The 14500-nt window shown below is 65.9% G+C and carries 12 protein-coding genes and 1 pseudogene; 10 read left to right on the forward strand and 3 right to left on the reverse strand.

Annotation, left to right across the window (positions count from 1 at the left end):
- Positions 1-4 precede the first annotated feature (4 nt).
- The 3 genes from QM748_RS11165 to apbC all read right to left on the reverse strand — a co-directional run bounded on the left by QM748_RS11165 (position 5) and on the right by apbC (position 4533).
- On the reverse strand, positions 5-2248 hold the full coding sequence (locus QM748_RS11165; RefSeq protein ID WP_415247038.1) for an Orn/Lys/Arg decarboxylase N-terminal domain-containing protein: 2244 nt from the start codon (positions 2246-2248) through the stop codon (positions 5-7).
- A 165-nt stretch (positions 2249-2413) separates the two neighbouring features.
- Positions 2414-2980, reverse strand: a complete 567-nt coding sequence (gene dcd, locus QM748_RS11170; RefSeq protein WP_415247039.1) for a dCTP deaminase — start codon at positions 2978-2980, stop codon at positions 2414-2416.
- A 140-nt stretch (positions 2981-3120) separates the two neighbouring features.
- Positions 3121-4533, reverse strand: coding sequence for an iron-sulfur cluster carrier protein ApbC (gene apbC / locus QM748_RS11175; protein ID WP_415248057.1), 1413 nt, complete (start codon positions 4531-4533; stop codon positions 3121-3123).
- Between apbC and QM748_RS11180 the strand changes: the two genes are divergently transcribed.
- The 10 genes and pseudogenes from QM748_RS11180 (at position 4420) to QM748_RS11225 (ending at position 14492) form a co-directional block, all read left to right on the forward strand.
- The gene (locus tag QM748_RS11180; protein ID WP_415247040.1) at positions 4420-5010 is read left to right on the forward strand and encodes an OmpA family protein; all 591 of its coding nucleotides are present in this window, start codon (positions 4420-4422) and stop codon (positions 5008-5010) included. The two genes, apbC and QM748_RS11180, sit on opposite strands and share 114 nt — an antisense overlap.
- Positions 5011-5135: 125 nt before the next feature.
- Positions 5136-7298, forward strand: coding sequence for a methionine--tRNA ligase (metG, locus tag QM748_RS11185; RefSeq protein WP_415247041.1), 2163 nt, complete (start codon positions 5136-5138; stop codon positions 7296-7298).
- 128 nt (positions 7299-7426) lie between these two features.
- Positions 7427-9118, forward strand: a complete 1692-nt coding sequence (locus tag QM748_RS11190) for a SulP family inorganic anion transporter (protein ID WP_415247042.1) — start codon at positions 7427-7429, stop codon at positions 9116-9118.
- Positions 9111-9410, forward strand: coding sequence for an acylphosphatase (locus QM748_RS11195; RefSeq protein ID WP_415247043.1), 300 nt, complete (start codon positions 9111-9113; stop codon positions 9408-9410). Before QM748_RS11190 ends, QM748_RS11195 begins: the two co-directional genes overlap by 8 nt.
- 204 nt (positions 9411-9614) lie before the next feature.
- Positions 9615-9908, forward strand: a complete 294-nt coding sequence (locus QM748_RS11200) for a GtrA family protein (RefSeq protein ID WP_415247044.1) — start codon at positions 9615-9617, stop codon at positions 9906-9908.
- Complete coding sequence (locus tag QM748_RS11205) at positions 9877-10890, forward strand: glycosyltransferase family 2 protein (protein WP_415247045.1); 1014 nt, start codon at positions 9877-9879, stop codon at positions 10888-10890. Before QM748_RS11200 ends, QM748_RS11205 begins: the two co-directional genes overlap by 32 nt.
- A 91-nt stretch (positions 10891-10981) precedes the next feature.
- Positions 10982-11596: pseudogene (locus QM748_RS11210) on the forward strand (ArnT family glycosyltransferase); the annotation flags it as partial.
- A gap of 781 nt (positions 11597-12377) precedes the next feature.
- Positions 12378-13049, forward strand: coding sequence for a response regulator transcription factor (locus QM748_RS11215; protein WP_415247046.1), 672 nt, complete (start codon positions 12378-12380; stop codon positions 13047-13049).
- A gap of 89 nt (positions 13050-13138) precedes the next feature.
- Positions 13139-13831 carry a class I SAM-dependent methyltransferase gene (locus tag QM748_RS11220; RefSeq protein ID WP_415247047.1) on the forward strand — a complete coding sequence of 231 codons (693 nt, stop codon included), beginning with the start codon at positions 13139-13141 and terminating at the stop codon, positions 13829-13831.
- Complete coding sequence (locus tag QM748_RS11225; RefSeq protein WP_415247048.1) at positions 13812-14492, forward strand: lipopolysaccharide kinase InaA family protein; 681 nt, start codon at positions 13812-13814, stop codon at positions 14490-14492. Before QM748_RS11220 ends, QM748_RS11225 begins: the two co-directional genes overlap by 20 nt.
- The last annotated feature ends 8 nt before the right edge of the window (positions 14493-14500 follow it).

Consider the following 14500-nt stretch of genomic DNA (forward strand, 5'->3'; position numbering starts at 1 on the left):
TCGATCAGTCCTTCACGCAATCGACGTGATAGCGGCCGTCCTCGCCTTTCACCAGACCATGGATGTCGGTCTCGAAACCGGGGAAGCGGGCATTGAAATCGCGCGCGAACTTAAGGTAACGCACGATCGTGGCATTGAAGCGCTCGCCGGGGATCAGCAGCGGGATGCCCGGCGGATACGGCGTGACCAGCATCGCGGTGACGCGGCCTTCGAGCTCGTCCAGCGACACCCGCTCGATCTCGCGGTGCGCCATCTTGGCGAAGGCATCGGCCGGCTTCATCGCCGGCACCATGTCCGACAGATACATCTCGGTGGTCAGGCGGGCGATGTCGTGCGCCTTGTAGAAACTGTGGATCTGGTCGCACAGATCCTTCAGCCCGACCCGCTCGTAGCGCGGGTGCTTGGCGATGAACTCCGGCATCACGCGCCACAGCGGCTGGTTGCGGTCGTAGTCGTCCTTGAACTGCTGCAGCTCGGTCACCATCGTGTTCCAGCGGCCCTTGGTGATGCCGATGGTGAACATGATGAAGAAGGAGTAAAGCCCGGTCTTCTCGACGATGATGCCGTGCTCGGCCAGGTACTTGGTGACGATCGCCGCCGGGATGCCGGTATGTTCGGCGAAGTCGCCGTCCATGTTCAGGCCCGGGGTGATGATCGTCGCCTTGATCGGGTCGAGGATGTTGAAGCCTTCGGCCAGGTCGCCGAAGCCGTGCCAGCGCTCGCCGGCCTTCAGCGTCCAGTCCTCGCGGCCGCCGATGCCTTCCTCGGCGAGGAATTCCGGCCCCCACACCTTGAACCACCAGTCGTCGTCGCCGAACTCGGCGTCGACCTTGCGCATCGCACGGCGGAACTCGACCGCCTCGCTCAGCGATTCGTTCACCAGCGCGGGACCGCCCGGCGCTTCCATCATCGCCGCCGCCACGTCGCAGGACGCGATGATCGCGTACTGCGGCGAGGTTGAGGTGTGCATCAGGTAAGCCTCGTTGAAGATGTCGCGGTCGAGCTTGCGCGTCTGCGAGTCCTGCACCAGGATCTGCGACGCTTGGCTCAGGCCGGCCAGCAGCTTGTGGGTCGATTGGGTCGAGAACACCATCGACTCGCGGCAGCGCGGGCGATCGGCACCGATGGCGTGGTAGTCGCCATAAAAATCATGGAAAGCCGCGTGCGGCAGCCAGGCCTCGTCGAAGTGCAGCGTGTCGATCTGGCCGTCGAGCTTCTCCTTGATCGTCTCGACGTTGTACACCACGCCGTCGTAGGTCAACTGCGTGATCGTCAGGATGCGCGGCTTCTTGCTCTTCGCGTTGCGCGCGAAAGGATTGGCCTCGATCTTCTTCTGGATGTTCTCCATCGAGAACTCTTCCAGCGGGATTGGCCCGATGATGCCGTAATGGTTGCGCGTCGGCGTCAGGAACACCGGCACCGCACCGGTCATGATGATCGAGTGGAGAATCGACTTGTGGCAGTTGCGGTCCACGACGACGATGTCGCCGGGCGCCACGGTGGTGTGCCACACCATCTTGTTCGAGGTCGAAGTGCCGTTGGTGACGAAGTACAAGTGGTCGCAGTTGAAAATGCGCGCGGCATTGCGCTCCGACGCTGCCACCGGGCCGGTGTGGTCGAGTAGCTGGCCCAGTTCATCCACCGCATTGCAGACATCCGCGCGCAGCATGTTCTCGCCGAAGAACTGGTGGAACATCTGCCCCACCGGGCTCTTCAGGAAGGCGACCCCGCCCGAGTGCCCGGGGCAGTGCCAGGAATACGAGCTGTCCGCCGCATAGTGGGTCAGCGCACGGAAGAAGGGCGGCGGCAGCGATTCGAGGTAGTTCTTCGCCTCGCGCACCACGTAGCGGGCGATGAACTCCGGCGTGTCCTCGAACATGTGGATGAAGCCGTGCATCTCGCGCAGCACGTCATTGGGGATGTGGCGCGTGGTGCGCGTCTCGCCGTGCAGGAAGATCGGGATCTCGGCATTGCGGAAGCGGATCTGCTCGACGAAGGCGCGCAGGTCGGCGATCGCCTTGGCCGAAGCCTCGGGCGAGGAAAACTCTTCGTCGTCGATCGACAGGATGAAGGTCGAGCCGCGGCTCTGCTGCTGGGCGAAGGACGTCAGGTCGCCATAGCTGGTGATGCCGAGCACTTCCATGCCCTCTTCTTCGATTGCCTTCGCCAGCGCTCGAATCCCCAGGCCCGAAGAGTTTTCCGAGCGGAAATCCTCGTCGATGATGATGATGGGGAAATGGAATCTCATCCTGGTCGTCTCCAGCGGGGTCCTTGCGGGACGGAAAAAAAAGGAAGTGTAAGCCGCGGTTCTTTGCACGGGCGTGAACGATGCGGCGAAGCGTGAAATGAGTCGGAAAAAGTACAAGGGGCCGTCTCAGGCGGCCCCATCACGACGGTTACGAAGTCTGCTGGCTCAGATCTTCGGCAAAGTGACGCCGGTCTGACCGAGATACTTGCCGCCGCGGTCCCTGTACGAGGTCTCGCACACCTCGTCCGACTCGAAGAACAGCATCTGCGCCACGCCCTCGTTGGCGTAGATCTTCGCCGGCAGCGGCGTGGTATTGGAGAACTCCAGCGTCACGTGGCCTTCCCACTCGGGCTCCAGCGGCGTGACGTTAACGATGATGCCGCAACGCGCGTAAGTGCTCTTGCCCAGGCAGACCGTCAGCACGCTGCGCGGGATGCGGAAATACTCGACAGTGCGCGCCAGGGCGAAGGAGTTCGGCGGGATGATGCACACGTCGCCGGTGAAATCGACGAAGTTGCGCGCATCGAAGTCCTTCGGATCGACGATGGTCGAGTTGATGTTGGTGAAGATCTTGAATTCGTTCGCCACCCGCACGTCGTAGCCGTAGCTCGAGGTGCCGTAGGAAACGATGCGGCCGCTGTCGTTGGTCCGCACCAGTTCCGGCGCGAACGGCTCGATCATGCCGGCCTCTTGGGCCATGCGGCGGATCCACTTGTCGGATTTGATGGACATGGGCGCGGGTTCCAGCGAATGCGTTGCGACCGTCTGCGGTCGGGAAAGCGGCGTAGTGTAGGACAAGCACCCCGTCGGCGAAAGCCTCGATGCTGCAGATTTCCGGGTACAGCAGCACTGCTGTACCCGGACCGGCCCGTTCAACTGTTCTTGATGACGATGTTCGGGAACTTGTGCGTCATGTCCTTGGATTTCTCGGCGATCCGCACCGCCACCTTGCGCGCGATCTGCTTGTAGATCGACGAGATGCGGCCGTCGGGATCGGCAACCACGGTGGGCCTGCCGCCGTCGGCTTCGGCGCGGATCTGGATGTCCAGCGGCAGCGCCCCCAGGAAGGGAATGTTGTAGTCGGAGCACATCTTCTCACCGCCGCCCTGACCGAAGATGTGTTCCTCGTGGCCGCACTTGGAGCAGATATGGATGCTCATGTTCTCGACCAGACCGAGGATCGGCACACCCACCTTCTCGAACATCTTCAGGCCCTTGCGCGCATCCAGCAGGGCGATGTCCTGCGGCGTGGTGACGATGACCGCGCCCGTCACCGGCACGCTCTGCGACAGCGTCAATTGAATGTCGCCGGTGCCTGGCGGCATGTCGATCAGCAGGTAGTCGAGATCCTGCCAGGCCGTGTCCTTCAGCATCTGGTTCAGCGCCTGCGTCGCCATCGGGCCGCGCCACACCATCGGCGTATCCTGCTCGATCAGGAAGCCGATCGACATCGCCTGGATGCCGTAGGCTTCGAGCGGAATCATGGTCTTGCCATCCTCGGACACCGGCCGCTCGCCGCCGATACCCAGCATCTGCGGCTGCGACGGACCGTAGATGTCCGCATCCAGCAGGCCGACGCGCGCACCTTCGGCCGCCAATGCCAGCGCCAGGTTCACCGAGGTCGTGCTCTTGCCCACGCCCCCCTTGCCGGACGCCACGGCAATGATGTTGCGCACCCCCGGCAGCAGCTTCACGCCATGTTGCACGGCATGGGCCACCACCTTGCTGCTGACCTCGACGTCGATGCGGCCGATGCCCGGCACCACCGCCAGTGCTTCCGCCAGCATGGCGCGGATGGGTTCATGCTGGCTCTTCGCCGGGTAGCCGAGCTCGACGTCGAAGGCGACGTTGCCGCCTTCCACCACCAGGTTGCGGATGCAGCGGGCGGAGACGAAATCCTTGCCGGTATTCGGGTCGATGACCGATTTGAGCACGTCGGTTACGGTTTGCTGGTCGAGACTCATTGCCTGTTTCCTCGATGATCGGAATGCCCGCGGCCGGGCGAAAACGGAGGAATGATACCGGAGCCTCCGCCAACGCTCACCCGCGCTACCATTGGGGTTTCCTGCCGACGCCGATCGGTCGCGACCTGCAGGATTTCTGTGTGCCCGAATTTCACACGCTCTCCGCCCCCGGCGAAGCTCCTGTCTCCTCCACGTTTTTTGCCAGCAATGAACATCTCCGTCTCTCTTCGCTCCACGCTTCTCGCCCTCGGCACCGCATTGCTCGTCCAGGCCTGCGCCACCACCAGCACGGCCGACGCCCCTGCTGCTGCAGCCGACGATCCGATCCACCTGCATGCCCTCGTCCGCCAGACAACGCCAGCGCCGGACTGGCCCGCACTCCGGCAGGCGATGGATGAGGCCACGCGCGACACACCCGGCGTCACCATCGGCGCGGCCGATGCACAAGGCTTCAAGATCGAGATCCCGGTATCCAACGGCTTCACCTCGGGCAGCGCCGCGATCCGCCCACCGCTCGCCGCCGCGCTCGACGCAATCACGCCGCTGCTTGCCGCCGCACCGGGTGTCGCAGCCAGGATCATCGGCCACACCGACAGCCAGGGCAGCGAAATGGTCAATCTGCGGCTGTCGATCGATCGCGCCGAAGCCGTCGCCGCCCATCTCGCCGGACACGGCATCGCCTTCGAGCGCCTGAGCGCCGACGGCCGCGGCGAAGCCGACCCGCTCGCCAGCAACGCCACCGAGGAAGGGCGCGCCCGCAACCGGCGGGTGGAGATCCAATTGCACAAAATGCGCTGAACGCGCATGGACCCACGACACCCTGCCCAGGCAGCCGGCAGACAGCGCCTCCATCAGTCACACGGCGGGGCAGCGACACCGGCGCTTTGCTAAACTCACATCCTTTGACCCACGCTCCACAGACCATGCCCCGCAAGATCCTCGTCACCAACGCCCTGCCCTATGCCAACGGCGACATCCACCTCGGCCACCTGGTGGGCTACATCCAGGCCGACATCTGGGTGCGCTACCAGCGCATGCGGGGCCATTCGGTGCATTACGTCTGTGCGGACGACACCCACGGCACGCCGGTCATGCTGCGCGCCGAAAAGGAAGGGCTGACGCCCGAGCAACTGATCGATCGCGTGCATGGCGAACACCTGCGCGACTTCACCGCCTTCGGCGTCGCCTTCGACAACTACCACTCCACCCACAGCGCCGAGAACCGCGACTACGCCGCGGACATCTACGGCAAGCTGCAGGCCGGCGGCCTGATCGATACCCGCGAGATCGAGCAGTACTACGACCCGGTCAAGGAAATGTTCCTGCCCGACCGCTTCATCAAGGGCGAATGCCCCAAATGCAGCGCGGCGGACCAGTACGGCGACAACTGCGAAGCCTGTGGCGCCGCCTACGCCCCGACCGAACTCAAGAACCCCTACTCGGCCGTGTCCGGCGCCAAGCCGCTGCTGCGCACCTCGACGCATTACTTCTTCCGCCTGTCGGACGATCGTGCGGTCGCCTTCCTGCGCGCATGGACGCGCGGCACCAATGCCCAGGGCGCACGCCGCCTGCAGGCCGAGGCCGCCAACAAGATGAAGGAATGGCTCGGCGAAGAGGGCGAGAACAAGCTGTCCGACTGGGACATCTCGCGCGACGCCCCCTACTTCGGCTTCGAGATCCCCGGCGCCCCCGGCAAGTACTTCTACGTCTGGCTGGACGCGCCGATCGGCTACCTCGCCAGCTTCCGCAACCTCGCGAACAAGCGCGGCGACATCGTCGTCGAGGACTACACCGACGGCGCGCATGCCGCCGCGGCCGGCACCGAAATGGTGCACTTCATCGGCAAGGACATCCTCTACTTCCATGCCCTGTTCTGGCCGGCAATGCTCAAGTTCGCCGGCTACGCCACGCCCAGCCAGCTGTGCGTCAACGGCTTCCTGACCGTCGATGGCGCCAAAATGAGCAAGAGCCGCGGCACCTTCATCACCGCGCACTCCTACATCGCGCAGAAGCTCAACCCCGAGTGGCTGCGCTACTACTTCGCCGGCAAGTCGAACGGCACCATGGAAGACGTCGACCTCAACCTCGACGACATGATCGCCAAGGTCAATTCCGACCTCGTCGGCAAGTTCGTCAACATCGCCAGCCGCTGCGCCGGTTTCATCGGCAAGCGCTTCGACGGCAAACTGGGCGAGGCCAACATCCGGGCCTGCGCCGACTTCGCTGCCGCCTGGGCCGACGGCAGCATCGCCGCCGCCTACGACGAGCGCGACTACGGCCGCGCGCTGCGCGAGATCATGCGTCTGGCCGATCTCGCCAACCAGTACGTCAACGACCACAAGCCCTGGGAACTGGCCAAGCAGGAAGGCCAGGAAACCCGCCTGCACACCGTGTGCAGCACCGCGCTGAGCATGTTCCGCGACCTCGCCCGCTTCCTGAAGCCTGTGCTGCCGGCGCTGGCCGCCGAGGTCGAGTCCTTCCTGTCGATTCCAGCGCTGGACTGGCAGGGCGACTGGACCGCACTGCCCGCCGGCCACGCCATCCAGCCCTACAGCCACCTGATGACCCGCGTCGAGCGCAAGCAGATCGACGCCCTGCTCGAAGCCAACCGCGAATCGCTCGCGCCGACTGCGGCCGCACCAGCCAAGGACGCCTCCTCGCAGCAGCGCCATGCCGAAAAGCAGCAGCACGCCGCCCAAGCCGCCGAGGCAGCGCAAACGAGTGCATCGCCACACATCTCGATCGACGACTTCACCAAGGTCGACCTGCGCATCGCCCGCATCGTCGATGCCCAGCACGTCGAAGGCGCCGACAAGCTGATCCGCCTGCAGCTCGACATCGGCGAAACCGACGAAGCCGGCAACCCGAAGCCGCGCCAGGTCTTCGCCGGCATCAAGTCGGCCTACGACCCGGCCGCGCTGGTCGGCCGCCACACCGTCATGGTCGCCAACCTGGCGCCGCGCAAGATGAAGTTCGGCCTCAGCGAAGGCATGGTACTGGCAGCTTCCGACACCGAAGGCAAGACCGCCGGGCTCTACATTCTGTCGCCCGACGCCGGTGCCGCGCCAGGCATGCGGGTCAAGTAAAGCCATGCCGCTGACGCCCTCGAAACGCTGGATCATCCTGCATCGCGCAGGACGAGGGCGACCGTCTCCGTAATGCTGCCCTGAGGGGCAGCCATACCTGCCTCGTTCAGACTCGCAGCGGAGACGACATGAAAATCCAGTTCCGACCCAAGCTCCTCGACACCCTGCCCGGCTACGGCCGCGCGGGTTTCGCCCAGGACCTTTCCGCCGGCATCACCGTCGGCGTGCTCGCCCTGCCGCTGGCGATGGCCTTCGCCATCGCCTCGGGCATGACCCCGACCGCCGGCATCTGGACCGCGATCGTCGCCGGTCTGCTGATCTCGCTGCTCGGCGGCTCGCGGGTGCAGATCGGCGGCCCCACCGGCGCCTTCATCCCGATCATCTACGCCATCGTCGTCGACCACGGCGTGCAGAACCTGCTGATCGCGACGATGATGTCCGGCATCCTGCTGTTCGCACTGGGCGCCCTGCGGCTGGGCAGCATGATCCGCTTCATCCCGCTGTCGGTGGTCATCGGCTTCACCAACGGTATCGCGGTCGTCATTTTCATCTCGCAGATCAAGGATTTCCTCGGCCTGCGGATCGACAACCTGCCAGGCGAATTCTTCGCCAAGATGGCCGCGCTGTGGGCTGCGCTGCCGACCATCGACCTGGCCACCGTCAGCGTTGCCGTGGCCTCGCTGATCGTGCTGATCGCCTGGAATCGCCTGGCAAAGAAATTGCCCTGGATGTCGCGCCTGCCGGGACCGCTGGCGGTTCTGATCCTCATGACGGCGATCAACGCCCTGTTCGCACTGCCGGTGGACACCATCGGCAGCCGCTTCGGCGGCATCCCGCAGGAACTGCCCGCCTTTGGCCTGCCGGAACTGAGCTTGGGCACGCTCGGCAAGCTGGTGACCCCCGCGCTCACCATCGCCCTGCTCGGTGCCATCGAGTCGCTGCTGTCGGCCCGCGTCGCCGACAGCCAGATCGACGACCGCCACGACCCCAACCAGGAATTGATGGCGCAAGGCATCGCCAACGTCGCCGCGCCGCTGTTCGGCGGCTTCGCCGCCACCGGCGCGATCGCCCGCACCGCCACCAACATCCGCACCGGCGGCCGCACGCCGGTCGCCGGCATCCTCCATGCGCTGGTGCTGCTGGCCATCGTGCTCGCACTGGCGCCGCTCGCCGGCGCCATTCCGCTCGCCACGCTGTCGGCCATCGTCGTCATCGTCTCGATCAACATGGGCGAATGGCACGCCTTCGCGCCCAGAGTCCTGGCACGCTACACGCTGCAGTACCGCACGATCCTGCTGTCCACCTTCTTCCTCACCGTGGTGTTCGACCTGACGCTGGCGGTGGAGCTGGGCATGGTGCTGGCCAGCCTGTTCTTCATCTACCGCATGTCCGACCTGACCCGCATCGAACGCGTGCGGCTGGAGGACTACTACGGCGCCGAAGCCATGCAGCGCGAGGACGGCAGCCCGCGCATCCTCGCCTACAAGATGTTCGGCAGCCTGTTCTTCGGCGCCGCCAACAAACTCGAGAACCTGCTGCTGATGCAGCACGGCCACCCGGATGTGGTGATCCTGGATCTCGACAAGGTCGTCAGCCTGGACACCACCGGGCTGGACATCCTGCAGACTTTGCACCGCAACCTGCAGAAGCGCGGCGCCCACCTGATCCTGTGCGGACTGAACTCGCAACCCGGTTCGCTGGTGTTCCGTTCCGGCTTCATGGAGGATCTGGGCGACGAGAACATCACCGCCAACATCACCGAGGCCCTGCTGCGCGCCCAGTGGCTCAGCGGCACCCGACCGGAGGTCGCTTATGCCTGAACGGGAAGATCGACAGACGGCTGCCCGCCTGCTGCGCATCCACGGCAAGGTCCAGGGTGTCTGGTACCGCGCCAGCGCGCAGACTGAAGCCACCCGCCTCGGCCTGTGCGGCTGGGTACGCAACCGGCTCGACGGCAGCGTCGAGGCGCTGGTGATCGGCCCGCTGCCGGCGGTCGAAACCTTTGTCGCCTGGGCGCATCAAGGGCCGCCGCAGGCCAGGGTCACGCGCATCGACATCAGCATTGCCAAGGACGAAATCACGGACGGCTTCGAGCAGCGGCCGACGGCCTGAAGCCGGGCTTCACGTTTTCTGCACATTTCCCTGACGTTCCGACAACGCCGGCCGCCCCATAGTGGCGGCCGATGAACGCCCTCCCCTCCAGCACCTCGACCACGGCCCTTCGTCGCCCTGCCCGTTTCGCTCTCGCGGGCGGGATGGCGACACTCGTCCATTGGCTGTGCATGACTGCGCTGATCGCCGCCGGCATCGACGCCCATGCCGCCACTGCAGCGGGTGCGGTCACGGGAGCGGCCGTCGAACTATCCGCTGCAGCGCCGCCATGCCTTCGCCAGCCGTGCGGCCCACGATCGTGCCCTGCCGCGCTACCTGGCGAGCTGCATACTCGCCTGGCTGGCCAACCTGCTTCTCTTCGCCGTATTGCATGGCCCCGCCGGCTGGCCGCCCGCCCTCGCCCAGGCGGCAACGAGCAGTGCAGTCGCCGCGCTCAACTACCTGCTCTACGCGAGGATGGTCTTCGATGACACCGCAGATGCTCAAACGCCTGCCTGAGCGGCACGCCCCGCCCACCCTCAGCATCGTCGTGCCGTTCTACAACGAGCGCGAAGTGCTGCCCGCCTGTGTGGCAAGGCTCGAACAGGTGCTCGACACGCTGGAGTTGAACGCCGAACTGGTGTTCGTCGACGACGGCAGTGACGATGGTTCCGCCTCGCTGCTGGCTGCCATGCAGCCACGCGGCGCCGACCTTCGCCTGATCCGCCTGACACGCAATTTCGGCAAGGAAGCGGCGATGAGCGCCGGCATCGCCCATGCGCGCGGCGAAGCCGTGATCGTGCTCGATGCCGACCTGCAGGACCCGCCGGAACTGATTCCCGACATGCTTGCGCAATGGCGTGCCGGTGCCGACGTGGTGCAGATGCAGCGCCGCAGCCGCGACGGCGAAAGCTGGCTAAAGCGCAGCAGCGCCCACGCCTTCTACCGTCTGCTGGCGCGGCTCAGCCCGGCGCCGATTCCGCTCGACACCGGCGACTTCCGCCTGATGAGCCGCCGCGCGGTGGATGCGCTGCTGCGCCTGCCCGAGCGCAACCGCTACATGAAAGGCCTCTACGCCTGGATCGGCCTGCCCACCGCGGTGCTGCAATACGACCGCGCCGCCCGCCACGCCGGCCGCAGCAAATGGCGCTACACCGCGCTGGCGGGCCTGGCGATGGAAGGCATCACCTCCTTCTCCACCGCACCGCTGCGGCTTGCCACCCTGACCGGCGCGCTGACCGCGCTGGCAGGCGGCCTATACGGTTTCTGGATCGTCACCAAGGCCCTGCTGTTCGGCGATCCGGCGGCCGGATTCCCGTCGCTGGTGGCGCTGCTCGCCCTGCTCGGCGGCATGCAGCTGCTCGGCATCGGCATCGTCGGCGAATACGTCGGCAAGACCTATCTGGAAGCCAAGCAGCGGCCGCTCTACCTGATCCAGGACGAGCAACTGATCCTCGCCAGCGCCCAGGCCGGAGAATGGAAGGCGCGCCGCCATGCCTGATTCCCCCCGTCGGCCGACGACCGGATTCGGCCTGTTCTGGCTGCTGTGCGCCATACTCGCGCTGCGCCTGCTGACCATGGCGGTGCTGCCGATGAGCGACACCACCGAGCCGCGCTATGCCGAAACCGCCCGCCTGATGGCCGAGCGCAGCGACTGGATCACGCCCTGGTTCACCCCCGAGCAGCCCTTCTGGGGCAAGCCGCCGCTTTCATTCTGGGCCCAGGCAGCGTCCCTGAAGCTGTTCGGTGTGCATGACTTCGCCGCCCGCCTGCCGAGCTGGCTGGCCATGATCGGCATCCTCTGGCTCACGCTGCGGCTGGCCCGGCAGCAGGGCGGCGAACGCCTGGCCTGGTGGTCCGGCCTAGTACTGGCCAGCATGGCCCTGCCCTTCGTCAGCGCCGGCGCAGTGCTCACCGACCCTTTCCTGGCTTTCGGCACCACGCTCAGCCTGGTCTCGCTGGCCCTCGCCAGCCGCGGCCGCCCTATCCCCTGGGGCTGGCTGTTCTTCGCCGGCCTGGCGATCGGACTGCTCGCCAAGGGGCCGTTGGCGCTGGTGCTGATCGGCCTGCCCGGCATTGTCTGGCTGCTGTGCAGCGGCCGCTGGCGCCGCGCACTGGGGGCCCTGCCGTGGAAGGGAGGCAGCCTGCTGGTCGCCGCGCTGGTGCTGCCCTGGTACGTGGCTGCCGAGCTGAAAACGCCCGGTTTCCTGGACTACTTCCTCGTCGGCGAGCACTTCCGCCGCTTCGTCGATCCGGGTTGGGCCGGCGACCTGTACGGCGACGCCCATCGCCAGACTTATGGCACGATCTGGCTGTTCCTGCTGTGGGCGAGTTTCCCCTGGGGCATTGCCGGCCTAGCGCTGCTCGTTCATCGCCTGTGCAGCCGCGCAGGCCGCACCACGCTGCGCAAGGCATTGGCCGATGGGGACGTGCAACTGCTGCTGGCCGCCGGACTTGCGCCTGCGGTGTTCTTCAGCTTTGCCGGCAACATCCTGTGGACCTACCTGCTGCCAGGCCTGCCCTTCCTCGCGGTCCTGATCGCGCGCGGCCTGCTGCCGCTGCTGGATACGACACCCATCCGGCGCACGGCGCTTGCACTGGTGCTGGCAATCCCGCTGATGCTCAGCGTGGCAGGTGCATATCTCGCCCTGTCTCCGCACAAGCTGAGATCAGCCGCGCCACTGATCGCCACACTCGAAACGCTGCCCGGCGGCAGCGTCGAGCGCCTGTATTACCTGGAGGACATGCCGTTTTCCGCGCGCTATTATTCGCGCGACGCCGCCCGCTGCATCGAGCGCGCCGATCTGTTGCCGATGTTGGCGCAAGCGACGGAACCCTTGTTCATCGCCATCCGCCGGCGCGATCTGGACTGGCTGGAACAGGCCGCAGGTCCGCTGACGATACGCTTCCGCGGCGCACAGCACATCCTGCTGCAACACACCCCGCCTGCACCGCACCGACGGTCAGGCCATTTTTCAGAGACTGCCGATGCGTCTGCTGGTCATCGAGGACAACGCCGACATCCTGGCCAACCTGGTCGACTACCTCGGCATGAAAGGCTATGTCGTGGATTGCGCCGCCGACGGCCTCACCGGCCTGCACCTGGCGGCCACCCAGCACTACGACCTGATCGTGCTCGACGTGATGCTGCCCGGCGTGGACGGCTTCAGCCTGTGTGAGCGCCTGCGCAACGGCGAACGCAAGAACGTGCCGGTGATCATGCTGACCGCACGCGATGCGCTGGCCGACCGCCTGCAGGGCTTCCACAGCGGCGCGGACGACTATCTGACCAAGCCTTTCGCCCTGCCGGAACTGGCCGCACGCATCGAGGCCGTGCTCAAGCGCAGCCATGGCGGCATGCGCCGCGACCTGTGCGTCGGCGATCTGCACTACGACCTCGACACGCTGGAAGTCAGCCGCGACGGGCAAAGCCTGCACCCCGGCCCGATCGGGCTGAAGCTGCTCGCGGTGCTGATGCGCAAGAGCCCGGCCGTCGTACCGCGCGAAGTGCTGGAAGAAGCCCTGTGGGGCGACAACCCGCCCGACAGCGATGCGCTTCGCAGCCATATCCACGCATTGCGGCAGCAGATCGACAAGCCTTTCGACCGCCCCCTGCTGCATACCGTGCACGGCATCGGCTACCGGCTGGCCGAAGCTTGAGGCTTTCACATCCTTTTCACTTTCCGCGCACCTTTTCTTGATCCCCGCCTAACTACCTTGTGCAGACTCTGCCCCGACTGGAGTCCGCCATGCCCCGCAACACCGCCCCGGCCGATATCGAACTGCCGTTCAGCGCCAAATACGACGCCGGACATTCCGAGGCGTATCACGACAAACATCGCAGCGGCCTGCGCCGCCGCCTATCCAACCAGCGCGACCTTCAACTGGCGCGCAGTGCCCTCGCTCTCGCCGGCGAACCGCAATGGGTGCTGGATCTGCCCTGCGGCGCGGGGCGCTTCTGGGAAGTGCTGGGCGAGAAGCCGGACCGCCAGATCATCGCTGCCGACAACTCCGCCGCAATGCTTGAAGTAGCACGGCAGCATTGCCCATCCACCCTGGCCGGGCGAGTCCGTTTGATGCATACTTCAGCCTTCTCCATCGACCTGCCCGACCGTTCGGTCGACAATGTCTTCTGCATGCGTCTGCTGCACCACATCGGCGACTCCGAGCACCGGCTCGCCATTCTGCGTGAGTTTCATCGCGTCGTCCGCGACACGGTGATCCTGTCGCTGTGGGTGGACGGCAACTACCTGAGCTGGCGCCGCCGGCGCCAGGAAGCCCAACGGCAGCGCCAAGGCAAGGACGGCTACCAGAACCGCCTTGTGCTGCCGCGCGCCACAGCGGAAGCTGAGTTCAAGGCTGCCGGCTTCGGCATCATCAAGCATCTCGACTTCCTGCCCCTGCATTCGATGTGGCGTGTCTATGTCCTTCGCCGCGCCTGAACAGTCCGCAGCAACGGCAAGCGCCGACCAGAACGGCTTCGATCACTGGTGGACGCTGCCGGGCGACTGGGTGGAGGAACCCAACGAACGACGGAACGGCTGGAGCGGCGTGATCCGCGTCATGACGGAACACGGCCTGGTTTACGTCAAGCGCCAGCGTAACCATCTGTACCGCAGCCTGCGCCATCCGCTGGGATGGCCCACGGCCAGCCGGGAATGGTACTTCCTGCTGAAACTGCGGACGCTGGGCATCGCCGCGCCCGCGCCGGTCTTCCACGCGGTCCGGCATACGCCAGACGGCATCGAAGCCGTGCTGGTTACCGCGGCGCTGGAGAACTACCAGCCGCTGAACGAACTGGAGGCGTTGCCGGCAGACCAGCGTGCCATCGTCGCCGAAACGCTCGGCGAGATGCTCGGCCGCCTGCACCGCGAGCGCCTGCAGCACAGCTGCCTGTACGACAAGCACGTCATGGTCCGCCTGCACCGCGACGCGCCCCCCGAGGTCGCGCTGCTCGATCTGGAGAAAATGCGCCGCCGCCTGACGCCGACACTCGCCGCCCGCCACGACCTCGCACAACTGCGCCGCCGCCAGCGCCTGTTCGGCGACGACGACTGGGCGCGGCTGCTCGCCTGCCACGGCCGCAGCTTCACAAAACGCTGAGTCTTGCC

The sequence above is a fragment of the Thauera sp. genome, from assembly GCF_047601425.1.
GTDB lineage: Bacteria > Pseudomonadota > Gammaproteobacteria > Burkholderiales > Rhodocyclaceae > Thauera.